This is a genomic window from Maribacter algae (assembly GCF_047345745.1).
Lineage (GTDB): Bacteria > Bacteroidota > Bacteroidia > Flavobacteriales > Flavobacteriaceae > Maribacter.
Genome location: NZ_JBLFES010000005.1, coordinates 114912 through 138778, shown reverse-complemented (window position 1 = coordinate 138778; position 23867 = coordinate 114912). Strand labels below are relative to the sequence as shown.

Genomic DNA, 23867 nt, shown 5'->3' with positions numbered 1-23867 from the left:
CATCGATATAATGCCGAAATTATGGGGCAATAATTATGAAAACATTCTGTTTAGTAGTAAATTCGCAACAAATTTTGTTAACCAAAGGTCCACCAAAATATGTCTAAAGACATTCGAATAAAAAAAGGTCTGAACATCAATCTTGTAGGTGCCGCAGAACTGACCACCTCCAAAGCTGTTTTAAGTAATGTTTATGCACTGAATCTAGAAGATTTTCATGGAATCATGCCTAAGATGTTGGTTAAGGAAGGAGCTGAGGTAAAAGCAGGCGAACCATTGTTCTACAATAAGAATATTGAGGAAATGTTGTTCGTTTCACCGGTAAGCGGTGAGCTTGTAGAAATAGTCAGAGGTGCTAGAAGGCGAATCTTGACTTTAAAAATACTGGCGGATAAAACGCAAGAAACCCTGTCCCATAAGCCGATTGCAGTGGAGAACGCTTCCAAGGAAGAAATAAAATCCTATTTGTTGATGGGAGGGTGTTGGCCTTTTATAAAACAACGACCATATGATGTTGTTGCCGACCCAGATACCACTCCAAAATCTATTTTTATTTCAGGTTATGCAACGGCCCCTTTAGCAGCGGATTTGAATTATGTTTTGGAAGGTAAGGAAGCGGAATTGCAGGCTGCAATTACGGCTTTGGGAAAATTGACCCCTGGCAAGGTGCATGTTTCTGTAGGTACATCCGGAGGCTCGCCCTTGGCGCAATTGAACGGAATAGAATTGCATAAGGTGTCAGGACCACATCCTGCGGGATTGGTCGGAACCCAAATTAATAAAATAGACCCCATCAATAAAGGAGAGCTGGTTTGGACAGTGTCTCCGCAAGATTTGGTGATTACAGGAGAGCTGCTGTTGACCGGTAAATTTAATGCGGAACGTATTGTTGCATTAGCGGGGTCTTCAGTGAAAACACCAAAATATTATACTACTAAGATCGGTGCTGAAATCTCAACGTTTTTATATGCCAGTGGTGTAAATGAAGAAAAATTCAGGGTCATCAATGGAGATGTTCTAACGGGCAGTCAAAGCAGTCAGGATGGCCACCTCGGTTTTTATAACAATACGGTAACAGCTATCCCGGAAGGTGACGATTATGAGTTCTTTGGTTGGAACAAACCGGTTTTCAATAAAATATCTGGGACAAGGGCCTTGACTTTTTCATGGCTGAACCCCAAAAAGAAGTATGACTTGGATACAAATACCAATGGAGAACATAGGGCTTTTGTAGTTACGGGTCAATACGAGGAAGTGTTTCCTTTGGACATTTATCCTATGCAGCTTTTAAAGGCTTGCATGGTAAAGGACTTGGATGAGATGGAACAGCTTGGTCTTTATGAAGTGGCTCCAGAGGATTTTTCACTGACCGAGTTTATTTGTATCTCAAAACAACCGCACCAGAAAATAATTCGTGAAGGATTGGATTTATTGCAAAAAGAAATAGGATAAGAGATGGGTATAAAAAGTAAAATGCACGAGTTGAAGCTGAAGTATCAGGGCAAAAAAATGGCTCCTGCCTTCAATGCCTTTCATACTTTTTTGTACACACCGGACGAGACTACGCACGGTGGTACGCACGTAAAAGCAGTGGACGATTTAAAGAGAACTATGAATACGGTCATTATGGCCTTGATTCCAATACTGCTCTTTTCAATGTTCAATGCAGGTTATCAGCATTATGCTGCCTTGAACGGGTTTCCCGAAAACTTTTCAGTGATGGAACATTTCATTACGTGGGATAACTTTTGGATCGGTATTGTAAAGGTTTTACCGTTGGTTGTAGTTTCATACGGGGTAGGCCTTTTAATAGAGTTCATTTTTGCGGTCATTAAAGGTCACGAGGTAGAGGAAGGCTATTTGGTAACAGGAATGTTGGTGCCTTTGATCGTACCTGTAGATACGCCACTTTGGATGTTGGCAGTAGCGGTTATTTTTGGAGTTGTCATCGGTAAAGAAGTCTTTGGTGGTACGGGAATGAATATTTTGAATCCTGCATTGACGATAAGGGCCTTTTTGTTCTTCGCATACCCTACTTGGATGAGTGGCGATAAGGTATGGGTACATGAGGCACGTGAGCGTTCAGAACAAATATTGGCGGGTGCCACCAATGTAGATGCTATTTCTGGGGAGACCATTCTTGGGTATTTAGCACAAAATAATGAGGCGGCGATGACCGCAAAATATAGTATTTCTGACATGTTCTTTGGTTTTATTCCAGGTTCAGTGGGAGAGACTTCCGCTTTCTTGATTCTTTTAGGCGGGTTATTCTTGATTTTTAGTAAAATAGCAAGCTGGAGAATTATGGTAAGTGCCGTAATCGGTTCCTTGGTAATGGGCCTTATATTCAATCAAGTGGTTGAATTAGGTTGGGTTGGCGAGACCAGTAAGTTTTACGGTTTAATGAGCTTTGATTTTTGGAAACATCTTATTGTAGGTGGTCTGGCATTCGGTATTGTTTATATGGCAACGGATCCGGTAACAGGTTCCCAGACCAATCGCGGTAAATGGATTTATGGTTTCTTTATCGGATTTATATCTGTAATGATTCGTGTGTTCAATCCGGCTTATCCGGAAGGCGTTTTCTTGGCGATATTGTTAATGAACGTATTTGCACCGACTATTGACCATTATGTAATTCGTGGTAATGTAAAAAGAAGATTAAAGCGTTTGGAAAATGCCGTTATCCTTCCAAAAGACTCGGATGGCAAAGCAAAAGAACTTAAAGCGGAAACAGTATAGTTATGGCAGTGAATAAGGACAAAAATGTTTACACCGTTGTTTTTGCGGCTGTAATGGTGGTAGTAGTAGGTTCTATCTTGGCTTTTCTAGCTTCTGGACTGCGACCCAATATTAAAGAGAACGAGCGTTTTGAAAAGCAGCAAAACATTCTTTACGCCATGGGTGTAAACGAGAATGGTGATGATGCAGGTAGTGTCAATTTCATTCCGACGGATAAAGTAGAAAAAGAGTTTACTTCGTACATCAAAGAACAATTGGTGATTGAAGGGGATAAAATTACAAATGATGAAGAGGCTTATCTTATCGATCTAAAAAAACAATTAGCAGCTAAGAAAAAGGGGGAAGACTACAAGCTTCCTTTGTTTATCGGCGAAAAAGATGGGAAGGAGTTTTACGTTATCCCGATGTATGGCAAGGGATTATGGGATGCTATTTGGGGATATATTGCCCTGGATAAAACCATGACCGTACAAGGCGTTTATTTTGATCATAAAGGAGAAACACCCGGTCTTGGCGCAAATATTAAAATGCGATATTTCATGGATGACTTTTCCGGTGAAAGTATCTTAAAAGGTACCCGATATGAAGGTATTGCAGTGGCCAAAGGAAATAATGATCCTTTGAACAAGACAAAAGACGATAATGAAGTTGATGCACTAGCTGGCGCCACCATCACCGGAAACGGCGTGGCCGCTATGATAAAAGAAAGCGTAACGCTATACAAGGATTATTTAGAAACGATTAGAGTAAAATAATATGGGATTACTTACGAAAAAAGATGCTGGTCTTATTTTAGACCCATTAGCGGATAATAACCCCATTACCATTCAGGTATTGGGAATCTGTTCCGCTTTGGCGATTACCGCCGAACTGGAAGCTTCAATAGTGATGTCCATTTCGGTAATATTCGTTTTGGGAGTGGGTAACGTTGTTATTTCGTTGATGCGAAATATTATTCCTTCAAAAATTAGAATAATCGTTCAGTTGATTGTCGTTGCAACATTGGTGATTATCGTAGATCAGGTTTTAAAAGCCTTCGCCTATGAACTCAGCAAGACGTTAGGGGCCTTTGTAGGTCTTATTATAACGAACTGTATCATTATGGGGCGTTTTGAGGCCTTTGCTTTAGGAAATGGCCCTTGGAAATCCTTTTTAGATGGTATTGGTAATGCCTTGGGATACGGTGTTATTTTGATTATAGTCGGTTTTTTTAGGGAGTTATTAGGTTCTGGAACTTTGCTCGGTTATCCTGTTCTAGGAGACCCTATCGCAAAAACAGGGCTTTACGCTACAGGGTATGAAAATAACGGTTTCATGATAATACCACCTGCTGCGCTTATTGTGGTAGGTATTATAATATGGGTACAGCGTTCAAGAAACCCGGCCTTGGTAGAGGAAAATTGACCCTAATGGGTAATAAATCAAAATTATTAAAAAGCAAGAGCAGTTTTACAAAGCATTTTTCAAGAAAAATCATTTTAATTAACTACTCTTTACTGAATACTAATTACTGAATACTATTTTATGTTAGAGCATATAGAATTATTTTTTAAGTCCATTTTCATAGATAATATGGTATTTGCCGTATTCTTGGGAATGTGTTCCTACTTGGCAGTTTCCAAGAAAGTGGCAACGGCAGTTGGCTTAGGTGCCGCGGTAATATTTGTATTGGCGGTCACGGTACCCTTAAACTGGTTATTGGATAAATATCTTTTACAAGATGGGGCTTTAGTATGGTTGGGACCTGAATACGCAGACTATAATCTTAGTTTTTTATCCTTTATCCTTTTTATCGCAACGATAGCGACCATGGTACAATTGGTAGAGATAGTAGTAGAAAAATTTTCTCCATCATTATATAACTCCCTTGGTATTTTCTTGCCTTTGATTGCCGTAAACTGTGCAATTTTAGGGGGTTCTTTGTTTATGCAGGCTAGAGAGATAGAAACATTTGGACTTGCCTTTAATTATGGTGTAAGTTCTGGAATAGGTTGGTTTTTGGCTATACTGGCAATTGCTGCCATTCGTGAAAAAATTAGATATTCCAATGTTCCGGCTCCTTTGAGGGGATTGGGAATAACCTTTATTATTACCGGACTCATGGGAATAGGTTTCCAAAGCTTTGGAGGAATGCTAACAGGCGGAAGTGATGAAGCTCCAGTGGAAGAAACTACAACGGCCGAACAAATAGAGAAAAAGGAAATATTATCTACCGAAAAGAATGATGATTTGAAGACGGAAATCGATGAAAAAGATATTTCTTATAACGAAGTAAAAAAATAAAGAATGATTTTAGCTACAAGTACAGGCGGAACAATATTGATTACAGTAGTGGCATTTCTGATTCTATTAATGGTACTGGTTGCCTTATTGTTGTTTACGAAAGAAAAATTGTCACCCTCAGGTCCTGTTACCATAACGATTAATGGAGAAAAAAAAGTTGAAGTTGCCTCAGGAAGTTCTTTATTGACGACTCTAGGGAACCAAAAAGTATTTTTACCTTCTGCTTGCGGTGGTGGCGGTACCTGTATTCAGTGCGAGTGCCATGTGCTTTCGGGCGGTGGGGAAGCGTTGCCAACGGAAACCCCGCACTTTTCCAAAAGAGAATTAAATCAAGGTGCGCGCCTAGCTTGCCAAGTGAAAGTGAAGCAGGATATGGAAATCACCATCCCTGAAGAGGTTTTTGGTATAAAAAAGTGGCCGGCAAAAGTAGTTCGCAATTATAATGTGGCTTCCTTTATCAAAGAATTTGTCGTTGAGATTCCAGAGGATATGGGATATAAAGCGGGAGGATATATTCAAATAGAAATTCCGGAATGCGAAGTAAAATATGCCGATATTGATATTACCGCGCACCCTGAAGAGCATGAAACTCCGGACAAATTTCAAGCGGAATGGGATAAATTTAATTTATGGCCATTGGTGATGAAAAATCCGGAAACGGTTGAAAGGGCTTATTCCATGGCATCTTTTCCTGCGGAAGGAAGAGAAATTATGTTAAACGTACGTATTGCTACCCCACCTTGGGATAGAGCCAAAAATGGTTGGATGGATGTAAATCCCGGAGTTGCCTCTTCCTATATTTTCGCTTTAAAACCAGGTGATGATGTAACGATTTCCGGACCTTACGGAGAGTTCTTCATAAACGAGTCGGATTCAGAAATGTTATATGTTGGTGGAGGTGCTGGTATGGCCCCAATGCGTTCACACTTATATCACCTTTTCAAGACGTTAAAAACAAATAGAAAAGTTACCTACTGGTACGGTGGGCGTTCCAAAAGAGAGTTATTTTACATAGACCATTTCAAAGCTTTGGAAAGAGATTTCCCGAATTTTAAATTCTACATGGCACTTTCGGAGCCTTTAGAAGAGGATAACTGGAAGGTTAAAGAGGATATAGATGCTCCTGGTGATGGTTTTGTAGGTTTTATTCACAATTGCGTTATCGATAATTACTTGAATCATCACGATTCCCCTGAGGATATAGAATTGTATTTCTGTGGACCTCCGCTAATGAATAAAGCGGTTCAAAAAATGGGAGAAGATTTTGGTATTCCTGATGAGCATATTCGTTTTGACGACTTTGGAGGGTAATCTTTAAAGACCAATTGCTTATTTTCAATCATTTCGGAATCGAAACTAAATAATGACAATACAAAAAACCGATATCTAGATATCGGTTTTTTTGATAACTATTCTTCAAATGGAGCCGCTAACAGAGCAAGAACTTCACAATTTGGCAATGAACATAGTTGGTAAGGAGCTAGAGGCCGATGGTTTTGAATTTCTTACCGTAAATAGCGAATTACGAAAGAATCCACAATTTGTTTGTATTAAGGAGAAGAAGTTACATTTTGTAGTGGTTAAAAGTATTTCTTACCCCGGAGATCCCAAAGATTTGGATTTTTTCAGGTCAGATTTGAATAAAATGAAAGCACATGCCTTAAAGTTTGAAGCACGTACTTTTTATGCGGCAGTTGGCTTGGTTAATGCATCGGATTATAACCTTCCTGTGTATTTAAATGAAGATTATATCGTGGATTATGATGGGTTAATTGAAATTTAGCATGAGAATTATTTTTACTATAGCTATTGTCTTTTTAGTAATGTCCTGCAATGGGGTTGAAAAGCCTATTGTTCGAAATCAATCCACGGGTCATGCATTGGGGACGACCTACAATATTATTTATATGTCCAATGATACCATACACTTGGACAAAGAAATAGATTCGGTTTTCAATGCGGTCAATAATTCATTGTCTACATATATTCCGGATTCCGATATTTCCAAAATTAATAGGAGGGACAGCACTATCCAGGTAGATAAGATGTTTCAGGATGTTTTTTTGCTATCTAAAAAGATATATCAAGAGACGAACGGTTATTTTGATCCTACAGTCGGTTCCTTGGTAAACGCATGGGGATTTGGTCCGGAAGAGAAAATAATGATGGACAGCGTAAAGGTAGACAGCCTTTTACAATATGTTGGTTTCGATAAAGTATCCATCACGGAAAACAATTATATAGTCAAAGAAAACCCTGATGTTTATTTCGATTTTAATGCTATAGCAAAAGGGTACGCGATAGACCGTATTGGTGTGATGTTAACCGAAGAGGGAATAACTGATTATTTGGTCGAAGTTGGAGGTGAGTTGATAGCAAAGGGTTTGAATACATCCAAAAATAAGGCTTGGATCGTGGGGATTGACGACCCGCAAGTGGAAAATGGCAGATCTTTAAAATTAAAGATTGCCCTTGAAAATAGGGCTTTGGCTTCTTCGGGTAATTACAGAAAATTCAGGATCGATGAAGAGACCGGAAGAAAATATGTGCATACGGTAGACCCTAAAACGGGTTTTACAAAGGATTCCAACACGCTTGGGGTAACGATTTTGGCAAACGATTGTGCTACGGCAGATGCTTTTGCTACTGCTTTCATGGCGATGGATTTGGAAGATGCTTTTATGATCATTAATGAAAATAAAGAATTGGAAGCCTATATTATTTATTTGGATAATAAAGGGAATACAAAAGAATTCTTGACCTCTGGCTTTAAAAAAGTGGTAGTAGAATAACTACTTTTTTACCAAAGGTATCAATTCCCCTTTGGCCAGGCGGTATAAATCGTTTTCTTGGGGAGTCAACGTGGCCGTGTAATCCACTTCCTCTACCACAAAACCTACACTTCTCAATTTTTGGAAATAGTCTTTACCGTAAATACGAACGTGGTCATATTGCCCAAAAATCCGTGCTCTCTCTTTCTTATCGGTAATGGAATTATCCTCAAAAGTAGTATCTCTGGACAAATCTTGTGGTACTTGGAATATACCCCATCCCCCTTTTTTTAGGATACGATATAATTCGTGCATGGCCTTTGTATCGTCTGGAATGTGTTCTAGGACATGGTTGCACAAAATCACATCAAAGGAGCGGTCCTCAAAGGGGAGTTTACAGATATCGGCTTTTACATCGGCCAAGGGAGAATTTAAATCCGTTGTGACATAATCAATATTTTTCAGTTTTCGGAACCGTTTATAGAAGGCTTGTTCGGGAGCAAAATGGAGCACCTTTAGGGGTGCCGTAAAGAATTCGGTTTCATTTTTAAGATAAAGCCACAGTAGCCGATGCCTTTCCAATGAAAGCGTAGAGGGGGAGAGTACATTTTCTCTAGGATTTTCATAGCCATAAGGTAAAAAGCTCCTGAATTTTTTACCATCTATAGGGTCTACATAATTTTTCCCGCGGTAATAGAAAACAAAGAAAGGTCTTATGAAATAGCTAAGTTTTATTAAAAGGGGTCTAGGAATGGCATTCAGAAAAAAACGAAATATTTTTTTCATTATACGTTATGCCTATGATTGCAGTTGGGTTTGCCTAAATTCGTCCTCCTCATTACTTTCTATGCCCAAAGCATCATAAATATATTGAAAGGTGGACAATAGTTCCGGTTTGCCATTTACCAAGGCAACATCGTGCTCAAAATGGGCACTTGGTTTCCCATCTGCGGTAAGTATCGTCCAACCGTCCTTGAGTTGTTTTATTCGCTTTGTTCCCATATTGGTCATCGGTTCAATGGCTACCACCATCCCCTCGACAAATTTCTTTCCTCTTCCTCTTTTACCATAATTGGGCATTTCTGGATCCTCGTGCATTTTACGTCCTAAACCGTGCCCCACTAGTTCACGTACGACACCATAACCATGGTCTTCCGTAAATTTTTGAATGGCATAACCCACATCACCCACACGATTGCCTTTTTTGAACTCACGTATTCCCACATACAGCGATTGTTTGGTAATCTCCAATAGTTTTTTCGTTTCCTCATCTATTTCGCCCACGGCAAAAGTATAGGCATGGTCACCATAGAATCCGTTTTTTAAGGCTCCACAGTCAATGGATATGATATCCCCTTCTTCCATAGGTTTGTCATTTGGAATACCATGCACTACTTGGGCGTTTGGGCTCATGCAGAGCGAGTTTGGAAAGTCATACAATCCCAAAAAACCTGGTACGGCTCCATGGTCACGAATAAACGCTTCTGCCAGACCATCCAAATGTAAGGTTGATACACCCGGTTTTACTTCCGAAGCCAGCATTCCCAAGGTTTTGGAAACAATTAATGCACTTTCTCGCATTAATTCTATTTCTTCTGGAGTTTTTACGATAATCATAGAATGCAAAGTTAAAACAATACTTTTTAAATGGAAGCGTAAACTATTGCATCTGGATTTAACAACGATGTTCTAATTCTTAGATCAACGACTTACAAGTCATCGCTTCTGGTTGTTCCACGCCAATCATTTTTAAGATGGTAGGGGCTACATCGCCTAGAACGCCGTCGTTGATTTTTTTGATGTCCTTGTCTATCAGAATAATCGGTACAGGATTGGTAGTGTGGGCCGTATGTGAGGAACCATCAGGATTTATCATGGTTTCACAATTTCCATGATCCGCAATCAATAAAGTAGAATACCCATTTGCCAATCCTGTTTCTATAACATCCTTAACACAAATATCCACAGCTTCGCAAGCTTTAATCGCAGCATCCATAATACCAGTGTGGCCTACCATATCGCCGTTTGCAAAATTAAGGCATACAAAATCGACCTCTTGCTTTTTTAAATCCTCTACTAGTGCATCCCGAAGTTCGTAGGCACTCATTTCCGGTTTCAAATCATACGTAGCCACTTTAGGGGAGTTCCTTAAAATTCTACTTTCCCCTTCAAAAGGCTCCTCCCGGCCTCCTGAGAAAAAGAAGGTCACATGGGGATATTTCTCCGTTTCGGCAATCCGGATCTGCTTTTTTCCGGATTCGGCCAATACTTCACCAATGGTCTGGGTGATGTTGTCTTTGTTGAAAACGACATGTATCCCTGTAAAACTATCATCATAATTGGTCATGGTGACGTAGTACAATTTTAATTTCTTGGTTCCGTATTCCGGAAAGTCATTCTGTGAAAGCATATTGGTGAGCTCCCTACCACGATCCGTTCTAAAATTGAAGAAAATAACAACATCATCTTCTTCTACCAATCCCTTTTTATTGGCTACTAAAGGTTTTATAAATTCGTCCGTGACATCATTTTCGTAATTCGATTTTAAACTCTCAATGATGTTTTCGGTGGTTTCACCCTTACCTTTCGTGATTACATCATATGCCAGTTTCACCCTTTCCCAACGGTTATCCCTGTCCATGGCATAATAGCGCCCGGTCAGTGTTGCTATTTCACCAGTAGTTTTGGCCATATGGGCTTGCAAATCGGATACATAGGAAGCTCCGGCTTTTGGATCAACATCTCGCCCGTCCGTGAAAGCGTGAACATATACATCATCTAACGAATTATCCTTAGCCGCAGTGAGCAAGCCTTTTAGGTGGTTTATATGGGAGTGGACACCACCATCGCTCAAAAGCCCTAAAAAGTGTACTTTTTTATTATTCTGCTTGGCATACTTGAAAGCATCGACCAATACTTTTTCGTCCTTCAGCGTATTATTTTCAACGGCCAGATTTATTCTCGTCAACTCTTGGTAAACTACTCTACCTGCGCCTAAATTCATATGGCCTACTTCGCTATTGCCCATCTGGCCTTCTGGCAGACCAACATTTAACCCATCCGTTCGTAATGAGGCGTTTGGATATGAAGTATATAATGAATCTATATATGGAGTATGGGCATTGTCAATTGCGGAGATTTTAGGATCGGGAGATGTTCCCCAACCGTCCAAAATCATTAAAATTACTTTTTTGTTCATTCTTTTGATAAAAATTAAGTTTCAAAAATAAGATGACAAATTGGTTTAAGCGTAATATTTACGGTGATTATTGTTAAAATATTGTGTGATTGTTAATTAACTTAACGTTAAACAGATGGTATTTGTTAAAATTAAGTTATTTAAGTGTTAATGGTGAAACAAAACGATATTACAAGCGTCTATATTTATATAATCAAAATCTATTCATCAATTAAATTTATTCATCATGAAAAAAACAATCCTAATCCTGTCCATGGCAGCACTGTTTGTGGGTAACGGCCTTATGGCCAATGAATCCTCGTTAAATTCTAATGCTATTACTAAAACCGCTCTTGCGAAAGTGGAAATAAGTTCTTTCTGTAAAGCTGTTATTAAAGGTGATATAGATATGGTAAAGCGTATGATTGAATTAGGGGAAGATGTGAACCAAAAATCTTTGGGAATGACACCTGCCATGTTTGCTGCACGTTATAACAAAGCTGAAATCTTGCAAATGCTCATTGACCATGGTGCCAATCTTAAGATAAAAAGTAATCAAGGCTTTTCAGTCAAGAAATATGCAGAGTTATCCAATGCTACCGATGCTCTTGCTGTACTGGAAGTAGCCTTAGGTAGCTAGACAACCGCCATCAATCAAAGAACGAAAAAGCCCGCTGACAATTGTCAGCGGGCTTTTCATTTTTAAAATCCAACTCTAATAGTGTTCAGGTAAAAGAGTGTTGCATTAAAATTCAAATCCACTAAATGCTCTATACATAAAAGCATATACCGCCATAAACAACATTAAGGCACAAAAAACGGAATACACTTTTAATAGCAAGACCAAAAATTCTGGTTTGCAATTATCAAATGCCTGTACATAAAGCGTTCTAAAGTGTGATAGTGTTCCCATTATAGTTCTCGTTTTTAAATTAAACCAAAAGCTATATAGGTATTATGGTAAATAAGATATGGGTTTTCAAATATACAAAAAACCTAGGGTGGCAATTGCTGTTTTAACGTTCATTGACAGAAATTAACGTTTAACCTTGTCCCTTGTACTTTTCTATGGCTTCCTTAATTTTTTCGATTCTGTTCTCGGGATCTGGGTGCGTACTTTGGAATTCAGGTACTCGATCGGGGCCACCGGCCGCCTTAAGGATTTCCATTACCCTGATCATTTCGTTAGGGTTATAACCAGCTTGAATCATAAATAAAACTCCAAGCTCGTCACTTTCAAGTTCGTCACCACGACCATTTTTGAGCAATGTGTTTTGACCTATGCTACCGACCACATTCCCCATGTCCGCACCAACTGTAGCACCCATGGTCACTGTTTGCCAAAAGCTGCTTTCGGCAATACGTTCGGCCGAATGTCTGCCGATGACATGCCCGATTTCATGTCCAAGTACACCAGCAAGTTGTGCCTCGTTCAATTGGGAGAATAGCGCATAAGTAATGAAGCATTGTCCTCCGGGAAGTGCAAAAGCGTTGATGGTCCGATCATCTGCCAAGAGGTGAAAATCATATTTATATGGTGTTTCCCTAGCAATACTATTGTTTACCAATTTATTGCCGACCGCATCTACCAAAGCTTGCATCCGTTCATCCGGATAAAGTCCGCCGTGTTGCTGTGCCATTTCTGGAGCACTTTGAAGACCTATCGCAATTTCCTGTTCAGGAGACATATTAATGGTCTGCGTTCTGCCAGTATAAGGGTTTTCCTCCTTGTTATTACATTTTTGGATAAATGCAAAGGCCACAATGGCTAAGCCTATAAATATTCGGATTTTCCAACTTCCTCTTCTCATGGTATTAGTGTTCTAGAATACACCAATATACAAAAGACTTAAAGAAGCGCTTTGTTAATCCCTAAAATATTGTCCTGAATATAGGTTCTCAAAAAACCGATAGTAAAGTGTTCCGCTCCGTAAAATTCTTCACGAGCTAACAAACTGGTTATATTTTTTCCTCTAAATGCTTCTAGCATAGGTATGGAAATCGGAGCGTAACTATAATGCCAAGGTTCATATTTAAAGCCCCTTCTTTTAGGGTCATCAGTGTATACCAAATGAAAATCGTAGGTCTCGGAATTTTCATCCATCCATTTTTTTAAATCTTCAAAAGGTCCGCCAGCTCCGAATTTTTCAGGAACTAAAAGGTCGCCTTCAACCTTTCTGTATCCATCAGTAATATCAATATCGGTTCCCCAATGGTGTCTACTCGTTCCCGGAATGGTAGAATATTCTATAATTTTTTCAATGGCGGCCAAAGGCTTCATGCCATCTTCTTCGGTATAGGTTAAAAACTTTCTTTCAAAAATGGCTTCTTGCCTGTGAAAACTGCGATAGCTGGAAACAATTTCTAGTTTTATACCATCTTGATAAGCCGCTTTCTTCATGTTCACAAAAGCATCATGGGCTTCTTTTCTAAGATTGATGTTTTCACCGTACAAATCAATGTCGGATTTCCCCATAAGTTCCAAAATAGAATATTCCATATCCTGCTTTAAGAGTAGGGTAGGGATACTGGTAAGTGCTAATCCCGCTGCACTACTTTGCTTGATAAACGTTCTTCTTTTCATGATGGATTTTAAGGAAATGAATTGGATTAATATACAATAGGAATGTTCGTAGTTTCTGCTTTGATTTAAAGTTAAACAAATATTTCCTGATTGATGCATCGCTACACGATACAGCGAACAAAAAATAGGGCAATCACTGTTTTTTATAAGTAGTCAAATAAAGATACCCTTGATGTTTTTCATTGAGGTCATCCAATGTGATAACATAATAATATATACCGGAGGATAAACCTGAATTTCTGGAAAATGCCCCTTTTACGTTGGCCAGACCATCAAAACTATTATCATAATTTTGTTTGGCATAGACCATAATCCCGTATCTGTTAAAAATCTGTAAGGAATTGTTTGGCGAGTTTTCCAGGCCTTCAATCACCAAAACATCATTGATGCCGTCACCATTAGGAGTCATATAATAGTTGTCCAATTCTACCAAGGAGAGTGTTCCCAAGGCATCGGAATTTCCACCAATTGTGATAATGGCATAGTCGTTCGGAATAAATTCTTCGGAAGTGATCGTACCATTGTTCAAATCACCATCAATATTGGTGCTCCCTAAATCTACCCATTGTTTTTGGCTGTTGTTCCAACCTACGATCCGTAAATCTGTTGTGGACGCGGCAAACAAACTGGCAAAACTTAAATCGTCCCATGAGAGCGTTATGCGGCTTGATTCACTACCTTCCAAATGCCAAAATTCATTTGTACTAATGGACAGTGAATCGGTCTCAACGGCAGAAGTGTCAAAAGATTCGCTAAAAGTACTGGGAGTATTTGGATCCTCGTAAAAATAGGCACATTTGGCATACGGATTAATAGTGCTGGAAGTGATGCTTAGTGGCCTAAGCCTTCCGTCTTGGCCTACGGGAAACGTAAATTCCAATTGGCCGGTTATAGATGCATAGCCATCAATTTTGGTATCGCTCCCTTCTCCGTTGTAAAAGGAATCGCCTATAAAATTTAGATTGATGTTGGATTCATCTCTTGGTGTAATGACATCACCCAATATAAAATTGAAATTATTGCGAATACCTATCGTATTTTCAACGAACAAGTTGTTATCCACTTCTACTTCAGCATCATGGAACACCGGATTTGAACTTCCTGAAATCGTCAGGGTGTCTTCGCTATAAAACCCGACCAAACCTTCATTTTGATTGAAAGCACCGTCATTTATAATATCCATATGAAAACCTACTTCGCCGGTATTATGAATTTGAATGTTTCCATAGTTGTGCACCGCATCTTGCGAAAAGGTACAGATGCCGGTAAACATTAATAAAATGAATAGTCTAAATGTTTTCATTTTATCTTAATTTATTAATGATAAAGCTTGACTCTCCAGCTCCACTTAAACGAACCGGACCAGAGTTTGCTTCTCTAAATGTTCTAACGGTAACTACATCGTTGGCATTTAATTGTAATATTTCGCTCATGTGAATGCTAGAATGGTCATGTCCACCTGCAAATCGTATGTAACCCGATGCCGCTACAGCACCAATAGCTGTTCCGTTAACGTGAATTCTGGCATTGACGTTGGTACGTTGTCTAGTATTGTCTCCGGGATTTATACCCAAGAGCGACAAATTAGCCCTTATATCATAACGACCATTTTCTTTTACGGTCAAAGTATTTCCGCTAACCTCGTATAAACTGGTACCGTCATCTATGTAGTCCTGCGTTCCAAAAATTGGGACTATAGTGGTAGATATATTTAAATCCGTTGTCGTATCGGAATTGGTCCAGCGGCCCCCAAAGTTTATTTTGGATTCATGTAGCACTCCAGTGGCATTCGCCGTTAAAATATTATCCGTTTCGGTAGCATTGTCCAAAATTCTAATTCTGACTGTTCCGTTTATATCCAACTGTTCTGAAGGAGTATTGGTGTTAATGCCAACCTGACCTCCATTTTCTAGGAACAACCTGTAATCCGCAACATTGGATTCTACGAAATTTAGCCCGTTGCCCAATAAATTCCAATGCCATTTAGATGTGCCCGTATTGTCTTGAAATGCCAGAACATCAATACCGTTTGCTCTAATGACCAACGGGTGGCTATTAAAAACAGTAGCTTGATTTACCAGCACTTGTCCGCGATCTTCTACAAGCCTAAGTTTTTCCGCATTATTTGCCTTTAATATAAAATCTTGATTATCAGTAGTTCCAATAAAATCTGTAGCTTCATTGGTTCCCGAGTTTCCGATTAATGTCCATTGAGTGGCCATAGAAGCGGCCCATGTAGTTCCATCATATACATATACTTTTTTGGTTTCCGTATTGTAGAGCATTTGCCCTTCTTCCATTCCGGTAACCGCATTAATGTCTGAAGTGTTCCCTTTTGTTAACCCAAGCAGTAAACCCGCTTCTATTTGAGCGAAGGATACACTTGTAAAAAGTGCGAAAATAATTAGTATGTATAACTTCTTTTTCATCTATATGCTTCAAAAATTACTACGATACCATCTGAAAAATTATCCGTATTCAATGTAAAACCGTTGGTGTTAAAACGAGTCAATGTTGCTGTGGTCAACCCTAGTTTATCACCATTTTGATTGGAATACCGTAACCCGATCGAATGGGAACTAGAGGCATATCTAGAAATGTCGTTAATAGAGTTTCCACTACCACCGTTGTAAATTACCTGTTCGGTTATGGAGCCGCTATCATTTCTTGCAAAACCTTTCATGTTCCCATAGGCATTAGGAAGTCCACTTTCATTGTTCCTTGTCCCATTGTCAGTATCCATATCAAAATCCTCTACATTGGCGTAGGCAGTAAATGTCACCGATGAAGGCTCAAAAGGAATTCCGGTGACGGTAATGTTTCCCGTTGCGGTTATTCTAAAAGTCCCAGTATATGTTTTGGGCAAATTGTCTGAACCATTGGTCTGATCGACCCAATTGGTACCGTTAAAAAAATGGATGGAGTTCGTATCCGTGTTATATAAAACCTGACCTTCTTCCATTCCGGAAATAGTGTTCATTTCCACTGTGGTAGCTTTTGTCAATCCAAGCAGTAAGCCCGCTTCTATTTGAGCAGTACAAACAATGGTGAAGAACATAAAAATGATATGTAAAAGATAGCTTCTCATTATAAATCCAATATAGTAAACATAAATTCTGAATTGAATCTACTACGGTCACTACCGCCATTATCATTATCACCAATAATTACTTGAAAACCGGTTGCAGTTTGATTACTGTAAGAGATACCCGGGTCGTCATTCCCTGCACCCCCTCTACCGGGTTGGGTCAATTGTATAATATAGTTTGCATCTGAAACAGCAGTTGCGGGTAAATTAATTTGGTAACGCCCCGTGCTTATTCTACTAGCAGTAACGCCCGTTGTGGCACGTGTAACATTTCCATTGGATGCAATTTTACCAAACGCTTTTATTGGACTTTCATAAAAAGCACCTCCATTTGCTGCAACAGTTATACTGTTGTTGGTTTCTGCGCCGACTGTATTCACAGAAGCCGTACAATCGAGTCCATCAAAGTTTCCGTCACTATTTATATCCTCTGCGGGATCGTTAACCCCGTTAGCGTTAGTGTCCCAACAGTTAATACCATTTGTACCATCGGCACCGTCCGCACCGTCGGTTCCGTTCGTACCATTAGTTCCATCGATACCGTCCGTTCCATCTACACCATCCGTACCATCTGCACCTTCGAGGGAAGCGAGCCAAGCGGCCTCGGTCCCGACGAACCCGTTCGCTACGGCAATCTCATAGGCGGAGTCCCCGTCGGCACCATCTGTTCCGTTGGTTCCGTCCGTTCCATCTACACCATCCGTACCATCTGCACCTTCGAGGGAAGCGAGCCAAGCGGCCTCGGTCCCGACGAACCCGTTCGCGACGGCAATCTCATAGGCGGAGTCCCCGTCGGCACCATCTGTTCCGTTGGTTCCGTCAGTTCCATCTGTTCCATCGATACCATCTGCACCTTCAAGGGAAGCGAGCCAAGCGGCCTCGGTCCCTACGAACCCGTTCGCTACGGCAATCTCGTAAGCGGAATCCCCGTCGGCACCATCTGTTCCGTTGGTTCCATTTGTTCCATTAGTTCCGTCCGTTCCTTCGAGGGAAGCGAGCCATGCGGCCTCGGTCCCGACGAACCCGTTCGCTACGGCAATCTCATAGGCGGAGTCCCCGTCGGCACCATCTGTTCCGTTGGTTCCGTCCGTTCCATTTGTTCCATCGATACCGTCAGTTCCATCCACACCATCCGTACCATCTGCACCTTCGAGGGAAGCGAGCCAAGCGGCCTCGGTCCCTACGAACCCGTTCGCGACGGCTATCTCGTAGGCGGAGTCCCCGTCGGCACCATCCGCACCGTCGGTTCCGTTCGTTCCATTTGTTCCATCGATACCGTCAGTTCCATCTACACCATCCGTACCATCTGCACCTTCGAGGGATGCGAGCCAAGCGACCTCGGTCCCTACGAACCCGTTCGCGACGGCAATCTCGTAGGCGGAGTCCCCGTCGGCGCCGTCCGCACCGTCGGTTCCGTCCGTTCCATTTGTTCCATCGATACCGTCAGTTCCATCCACACCATCCGTACCATCTGCACCTTCGAGGGATGCGAGCCAAGCGGCCTCGGTCCCGACGAACCCGTTCGCGACGGCAATCTCGTAGGCGGAGTCCCCGTCCGCGCCATCGGTACCGTCGGTTCCGTTCGTTCCGTTTGTACCATCCGTACCATCTGCACCTTCGAGGGAAGCGAGCCAAGCGGCCTTGGTCCCTACGAACCCGTTCGCTACGGCAATCTCATAGGCGGAGTCCCCGTCGGCACCATCTGTTCCGTTGGTTCCGTCAGTTCCATCTGTTCCATCGATACCGTCAGTTCCATCTACACCATCCGTACCATCTGCACCTTCGAGGGAAGCGAGCCAAGCGGCCTCGGTCCCTACGAACCCGTTCGCTACGGCTATCTCATAGGCGGAGTCCCCATTATTTCCTGTAGGCCCCGTTAAATCGGAAGAAGTAAAAGAAGTTCCATCCGAATAATTTATAGTGAATGTACCATTGTTATTATCTACGAATGAAAAAGTTCCAGCTATTGCCCCATTACAAAGATTGTTCCATTGCGTCCCGTCAAAATAATGTACACAGTCTGTATCCGTATTATAAACCAAGGCACCATTAAGCGGATTTATGCCCTGCATTTGCGATGTGCTGACTCTTGTCAATACAAATGCCTTGTCCGTGCTTTCCAACTCTACGATGGAGGCGGAGTTAATTGAATTTGGATTTTGACCTATCTTAACCTGCCCACTCACAAAATGAGTAGCCACTAAAAATAGCAACGGGAGAATTTTCTTTAATTTCATGTGTATAGTGATTTGGGGTCACTTTTAATTACATAAAATTAGTGCTAAGAATGGAGTTGATTTTTATTTTGTTGTCTACCTCGTAAAAACTGTTGTGAATTGCAGAAAAGATTCCCAATATCCTATTAAATGGTATTTAATCGATAAGAGATTATTGATTAAAAGCTTAAAAAATGTAAGAATTAACTTTCTTATTAAATATTTGAAAGTGAACTTTTTAGCTTAATATCATCTAGTTAAATATAAAAATCCTTGGTAATTTAATCCAAGATCCAAAGCATTGACCGTATAAAAATAGACGCCAGTAGGAAGTCCATCTTCACGCCCTATCACAAAATTGTTTACGTTGGAGGTACCTGTAAACTCATTCGTATAATTTTCTTTTTCGAAAACCTTGAGGCCATATCTATCATAAATCCTCACCAGATTGTTGGGCGATGATTCAGCCAATTCTGGAATAAAAAAATTGTCATTGATACCATCACCGTTTACGGATACAAAATAGTTATCCAAGCTTTGGGCACTCAAAGTGCCTAATGGGGTTTCAAAGGTTCCTAAGGTGATTATGGCATAGTCATCCGGTACAATGGTTTCCGAAGTTACAAACCCTTCTTCTATTGTTCCGGCATTGGCGGTCACGCCTAAATTTACCCATCGTTGTGCGGTTTTGCTCCATCCAACGGGTACAATGGCAGTCGCATCGTCCGTGAGTGCGGCCATGTCGCTTCTTTGGTTCCAATTTAGGCTTATGGTAGAGGGCACATTCCCTTCCAAAAACCAAAACTCGACTTCGGAGACGAATCCGATATCCCTATCCACATCCAAGGTATTAAAGCGTTCCGAGAAGGATTGAGGCGCATTGGGATTCTCGAAAAAATAAGCACATTTCGCAAAAAGATTAACGCTTTCGGAATTAAGGACCAAAGGTCGTAACTGACTGACATCTCCAACGGGAAAAATAAAATTTTGTTGATTGGTTATGGCCGCGTAGCCATCTATTTTGTTAAAATTATCCGTACCGGAATAAAAAGCATTCGAAACAAAATTGTAGTAGACTTCAGGACGATTTCTTGGGGTAAAGATGTTTCCAAAAATAAGGTTGGTGTTATTGGTATTCGCCATCCCAACCTCTAAATTTAATGCCACATCCGTGAGCAGTTCCATATCATAAAACTCCGGAACTAGGGTTCCGGAAACGGTTTGATCATCCAAGCTATAAAACCCTGCCAATCCTAAATTGGTATCAAATGGGGCATCATTGATAAAATTGGTATGAAAACCAATAGTACCTTCTTCGTGAATGCGTATACTACCGTTGTTGTATAGCGCAGTTTGGGCGTTTACGGCGATGCTTAAGAGGAAACATAATATATAAATTTTTACTTTCATACTAAAAATCTAAAACGGTAAAATACCATTCAGCAACGACCAACATATCATCGCTATTTCTTCTTATTTCAACGGTGAACGCTCCAGTTGTTTGCGTAGTAACATAGATTCTATTGTCACCAACTACTGTTAATTGTATAATATACTCATTATCTGGTCTTGCCGGATTAAAATTAACGGTATTGATACCAGCTCCACCCATTATGGATTGAATTCCACTACTATTTATTGAATTTGCACCATTGGACTTACCCATTGCTACAATTTGCGGACTTTTCCATTCAGTTCCAGTAGCAGTCGCCGTTAAAACATCCCCATCATTTCCGGCACTTCCATTTTCATCTAAAAGTTGTTCGGTAAGTTCTAAACTTCCTTCTGCAATAATTTCTAAACCATTAGCAACAGATTCGCGTAATAGTAGAGTCTGACCTCCTCCTACAGAAAAACCAAGTTGGTCTTGAGCTGGAAAATACATTCCAGTATCAAGATTTGTATCGTTACTAAACCTATATGACGGAGTTCCAGCTGTTCCATTGGAATTTAGAAGGCCTGACGTCCTTGTCGACCCATCAACAGTTAGTTTGTTTGTTAATGGTCTTGTTGCTTCTCCAATCCCTAAACGATTATTTACATCGTCCCAAAAAAGCTGGGCATTATTTTCAGTGGCAGTACCATCTGTATCGGCAAAGAAAATAGAACCTGCTGTTCCGGCCACATTGCCATCCACGTAGGCTTTTGTCGCGGCATCGTCGTCCGCGACGGGTCCCTCAAGGTCGATGATCCTGAAGCCGCCCATGGATATGGAGTCGTTCGCACTGGCGAGTTCCGAAAGTGGAATCGTGGCGATGTCGGTTTTTACGGCAGTGTTGGCATCGTTCCCTATAAGGATGAAGTTCTCGTCGAGTGTTCTCGGGAAGGCAATGGAATCCCTCAGTCCCGCGCTTATTCCCGCACTTGCGGTGTCGTCCACATATTTTTTCGTTGCGGCATCGTCGTCCGCGACGGGTCCCTCGAGGTCGATGATCCTGAAGCCGCCTATCGAAATGGAGTCGTTGGCACCTGCGAGTTCCGAAAATGGAATGGTGGTAAGGTCCACCTTATCGGCATTGTCCGTGGCATCCCCTATGAGGATAAAGTTCTCGTTTAACGTTCTCGGGAATGCGATAGAATCCCTGAGCCCCGCGCTTATTCCCGCACTTGCGGTGTCGTCCACATATTTTTTCGTTGCGGCATCGTCGTCCGCGACGGGTCCCTCGAGGTCGATGATCCTGAAGCCGCCTATCGAAATGGAGTCGTTGGCACCTGCGAGTTCCGAAAATGGAATGGTGGTAAGGTCCACCTTATCGGCATTGTTGGTGGCATCCCCTATGAGGATGAAATTTTCGTTGAGGGTTCTGGGGAAGGCAATGGAATCCCTAAGTCCGGTGCTTATGCCCGCGCTCGCGCTTGCGTCCACGTAGGCTTTTGTCGCGGCATCGCTGTCCACGATCGGCACCGCGAGGTCCTTGATCCTGAAGTTGCCCATGGAAATGGAGTCGTTGGCTCCTGCCAATCTTGATAATGGAATGGTGGTAAGGTCCACCTTATCGGCATTGTTGGTGGCGTCCCCGATGAGGATGAAGTTCTCGTTTAGCGTTCTCGGGAATGTTATGGAATCCCTTAGCGTAGTACTAATTCCAGCACTAGCACTTGCGTCTACATAAGCCTTGGTCGCGGCATCGTCGTCCGCGACGGGTCCCTCGAGGTCGATGATCCTGAAGCCGCCTATCGAAATGGAGTCGTTGGCACCTGCGAGTTCCGAAAATGGAATGGTGGTAAGGTCTACCTTATCGGCATTGTTGGTGGCATCCCCTATGAGGATAAAGTTCTCGTTTAGCATTCTTGGAAATGCAATGGAATCCCTTAGCGCAGCACTTATACCTGTCGCCCCACCTTCGGCATTTATTACATATGGTGTAGCGGCAGTACCGTTTCCGGTTATTGTTACGTTTGTTCCCTGGTTCAAAATGGTTTCGGAACCATTAGCCACAGGAATTGGTATTGTATTTCCTCTTTGAATGGAAAGTTGGTTTCCAGTTATTGATAAACTTTGATTATCTGTATTAACGGTTCCCTCCGGTAAATCAATCCATTCTACATTTCCCCCAGTATTAGTAGTCAATATTTGCGTATTTGCCGGGGAAGGTTCAGAAGGTGCAATATCATCTTCGGTTATTGTAGCATTGAATATGTTTTCAGTTCTAACGGCATTATTCGCAAGCTTTGCATTAGTAACCGCATTATTTGCTAACTCAGCTGTATCAATACCTCCCGCAGCAACATCTAAAGTATATTGATTTCCTACGGTTCCGTTACCTACTCTAACAAGTGTACCGTCTGTAGCATCTACAACTTCATTGCCAATAATACCATCTACTTCGGCCGCTGCTGCAGGTAACGTGATTTGACCACCCCGAGCCAAAGAAATAATGTTCCCATTAATACTCAATGCCTGATTATCCGTCCCCGGATTATTTAACCCACTCAAATCTACTTGTTGCCCGCCAACCGATTCTGAACGGGTCAAGCTTAAAATATTCGTTCCGGCATCAAAAGCTAGATCGGTAAGTTCATTGGTATCGTCAGTATCGGTATCCTCCAAGATATGGTCCGCAATATCTGTTGCGTTTTGAGCAATATCCAATGCTACGTCCTGTGTTAAATTCGTGCCGGGCACCCATTCAACCACACCATTTTCATCTGTAGTCAATACTTGGTCAGGAGCAGTGTTGGCCAAATCGGTCGGTCTAATGCTGCCATCCACGATTTCGGCACTCCCTACGGAGTTGTCCCTTAATTCGTTGGCACTAACGGAATCTGCCCCCAATTTGCTTTCCCCAATGGAGTTGTCCTGAATATCGTTTCCGTTGATGGTACCATCCGCAATATTTTCGGTACGTATACTGTTGGGCAATACTTCTAGATTATACCCCGTGGCCGTTTCCGTAATACTTATGGTACTCACCGGACTTTCAATAGCGTCATTGGTCAGGGTGAGTCCGGAGGCCACACAAAGATTTACCCATTGGGTGCCGTCATAATAATAAATGCACGAGGCATCCGTATTGTACACCATACCACCTCTCTGCGGTACAATGGCCTCCATTTCTGCCGTAGTAACCCTGGTAATGACCAAAACACGGGTATTGCTTTCCAGTTCCAAAACGGAGGACGGGTCAATATTTTGGGGATTGTCCCCTATTTTTATCTGTGCGGTAACTGCTGAAATACTTATGGTGGATAAAAGGATGAAAGCAACTATCTTTTTCATACTTAAGTGTTTGTCTATTTTTAAAATAGGGGGAAAGACAAAAATAGGATTATCTTGCTATCTACATAGGTTTCAGAATTAAAATAATAAGGCTTTAAGCCAAAATGTTTGTAATTATCGTTGAACGGAAAATTAGCATTTCGGTATCAAAAGAAATAGTATGATCCGGTAATTTAAAATAAATGCTAAGAAGAAATTAACAAAAGTTTATTGATGGGTTTTTTTTTAATATCGCTACTTGTGTTTTCTTTATGAATTGATATTGATTATCCTTTTCCGTTGAAT

At 41.3% G+C, this 23867-nt stretch carries 21 protein-coding genes; 9 read left to right on the top strand and 12 right to left on the bottom strand.

The genetic code is table 11. From position 1 onward, the window contains the following. Positions 1–99: 99 nt before the first annotated feature. From ACKWBX_RS17125 to ACKWBX_RS17090, 8 genes are all read left to right on the top strand, one after another. Positions 100–1452: a Na(+)-translocating NADH-quinone reductase subunit A gene (locus ACKWBX_RS17125; RefSeq protein WP_413969949.1), complete on the top strand. Its 1353-nt coding sequence runs from the start codon at positions 100–102 to the stop codon at positions 1450–1452. A 3-nt stretch (positions 1453–1455) separates the two neighbouring features. After that, positions 1456–2742, top strand: coding sequence for an NADH:ubiquinone reductase (Na(+)-transporting) subunit B (locus ACKWBX_RS17120; RefSeq protein ID WP_413969948.1), 1287 nt, complete (start codon positions 1456–1458; stop codon positions 2740–2742). 2 nt (positions 2743–2744) lie between these two features. Further along, positions 2745–3497: a Na(+)-translocating NADH-quinone reductase subunit C gene (locus ACKWBX_RS17115; RefSeq protein WP_413969947.1), complete on the top strand. Its 753-nt coding sequence runs from the start codon at positions 2745–2747 to the stop codon at positions 3495–3497. Position 3498: 1 nt separating this feature from the next. Next, a complete protein-coding gene (locus tag ACKWBX_RS17110; protein ID WP_413969946.1) occupies positions 3499–4146 on the top strand; it encodes an NADH:ubiquinone reductase (Na(+)-transporting) subunit D in 648 nt (215 codons plus the stop codon). 120 nt (positions 4147–4266) lie between these two features. Beyond that, positions 4267–5025 (top strand): NADH:ubiquinone reductase (Na(+)-transporting) subunit E, encoded by a 759-nt coding sequence (gene nqrE, locus ACKWBX_RS17105; protein ID WP_413969945.1) that lies wholly within the window; start codon positions 4267–4269, stop codon positions 5023–5025. A gap of 3 nt (positions 5026–5028) precedes the next feature. Next, positions 5029–6336, top strand: a complete 1308-nt coding sequence (gene nqrF, locus ACKWBX_RS17100) for an NADH:ubiquinone reductase (Na(+)-transporting) subunit F (RefSeq protein WP_413969944.1) — start codon at positions 5029–5031, stop codon at positions 6334–6336. 109 nt (positions 6337–6445) lie between these two features. Continuing rightward, on the top strand, positions 6446–6808 hold the full coding sequence (locus tag ACKWBX_RS17095; RefSeq protein WP_413969943.1) for a Na(+)-translocating NADH-quinone reductase subunit F: 363 nt from the start codon (positions 6446–6448) through the stop codon (positions 6806–6808). A 1-nt stretch (position 6809) separates the two neighbouring features. After that, entirely contained in the window at positions 6810–7817 is a 1008-nt protein-coding gene (locus ACKWBX_RS17090; RefSeq protein ID WP_413969942.1) for an FAD:protein FMN transferase, read from the top strand. On the opposite strand, the gene ACKWBX_RS17085 is transcribed toward ACKWBX_RS17090, so the two are convergent. The 3 genes from ACKWBX_RS17085 to gpmI form a co-directional block, all read right to left on the bottom strand. Beyond that, positions 7818–8582 carry a class I SAM-dependent methyltransferase gene (locus tag ACKWBX_RS17085; RefSeq protein ID WP_413969941.1) on the bottom strand — a complete coding sequence of 255 codons (765 nt, stop codon included), beginning with the start codon at positions 8580–8582 and terminating at the stop codon, positions 7818–7820. 12 nt (positions 8583–8594) lie between these two features. Then, positions 8595–9413 carry a type I methionyl aminopeptidase gene (map, locus tag ACKWBX_RS17080; protein WP_413969940.1) on the bottom strand — a complete coding sequence of 273 codons (819 nt, stop codon included), beginning with the start codon at positions 9411–9413 and terminating at the stop codon, positions 8595–8597. Positions 9414–9492: 79 nt separating this feature from the next. Beyond that, on the bottom strand, positions 9493–10995 hold the full coding sequence (gpmI, locus tag ACKWBX_RS17075) for a 2,3-bisphosphoglycerate-independent phosphoglycerate mutase (protein WP_413969939.1): 1503 nt from the start codon (positions 10993–10995) through the stop codon (positions 9493–9495). Between the two features lie 253 nt (positions 10996–11248). Between gpmI and ACKWBX_RS17070 the strand changes: the two genes are divergently transcribed. After that, positions 11249–11614 (top strand): ankyrin repeat domain-containing protein, encoded by a 366-nt coding sequence (locus ACKWBX_RS17070; protein WP_413969938.1) that lies wholly within the window; start codon positions 11249–11251, stop codon positions 11612–11614. A gap of 105 nt (positions 11615–11719) precedes the next feature. Here the strand turns inward: ACKWBX_RS17070 and ACKWBX_RS17065 are convergent, their stop codons facing one another. The 9 genes from ACKWBX_RS17065 to ACKWBX_RS17025 all read right to left on the bottom strand — a co-directional run bounded on the left by ACKWBX_RS17065 (position 11720) and on the right by ACKWBX_RS17025 (position 23582). After that, positions 11720–11887 (bottom strand): DUF6747 family protein, encoded by a 168-nt coding sequence (locus ACKWBX_RS17065; RefSeq protein ID WP_413969937.1) that lies wholly within the window; start codon positions 11885–11887, stop codon positions 11720–11722. 130 nt (positions 11888–12017) lie between these two features. Continuing rightward, positions 12018–12785 (bottom strand): M48 family metalloprotease, encoded by a 768-nt coding sequence (locus tag ACKWBX_RS17060; protein WP_413969936.1) that lies wholly within the window; start codon positions 12783–12785, stop codon positions 12018–12020. Positions 12786–12823: 38 nt separating this feature from the next. Further along, a complete protein-coding gene (locus ACKWBX_RS17055; protein WP_413969935.1) occupies positions 12824–13558 on the bottom strand; it encodes a M15 family metallopeptidase in 735 nt (244 codons plus the stop codon). Positions 13559–13691: 133 nt separating this feature from the next. Continuing rightward, complete coding sequence (locus ACKWBX_RS17050; RefSeq protein ID WP_413969934.1) at positions 13692–14861, bottom strand: gliding motility-associated C-terminal domain-containing protein; 1170 nt, start codon at positions 14859–14861, stop codon at positions 13692–13694. Position 14862: 1 nt separating this feature from the next. After that, positions 14863–15987, bottom strand: a complete 1125-nt coding sequence (locus ACKWBX_RS17045; protein ID WP_413969933.1) for a hypothetical protein — start codon at positions 15985–15987, stop codon at positions 14863–14865. Beyond that, complete coding sequence (locus ACKWBX_RS17040; RefSeq protein ID WP_413969932.1) at positions 15984–16646, bottom strand: hypothetical protein; 663 nt, start codon at positions 16644–16646, stop codon at positions 15984–15986. Before ACKWBX_RS17040 ends, ACKWBX_RS17045 begins: the two co-directional genes overlap by 4 nt. Then, entirely contained in the window at positions 16646–18883 is a 2238-nt protein-coding gene (locus ACKWBX_RS17035; protein WP_413969931.1) for a beta strand repeat-containing protein, read from the bottom strand. Before ACKWBX_RS17035 ends, ACKWBX_RS17040 begins: the two co-directional genes overlap by 1 nt. 228 nt (positions 18884–19111) lie before the next feature. Then, positions 19112–20272 carry a gliding motility-associated C-terminal domain-containing protein gene (locus tag ACKWBX_RS17030; protein WP_413969930.1) on the bottom strand — a complete coding sequence of 387 codons (1161 nt, stop codon included), beginning with the start codon at positions 20270–20272 and terminating at the stop codon, positions 19112–19114. A gap of 1 nt (position 20273) precedes the next feature. After that, positions 20274–23582, bottom strand: coding sequence for a hypothetical protein (locus ACKWBX_RS17025; RefSeq protein WP_413969929.1), 3309 nt, complete (start codon positions 23580–23582; stop codon positions 20274–20276). Positions 23583–23867 lie beyond the last annotated feature (285 nt).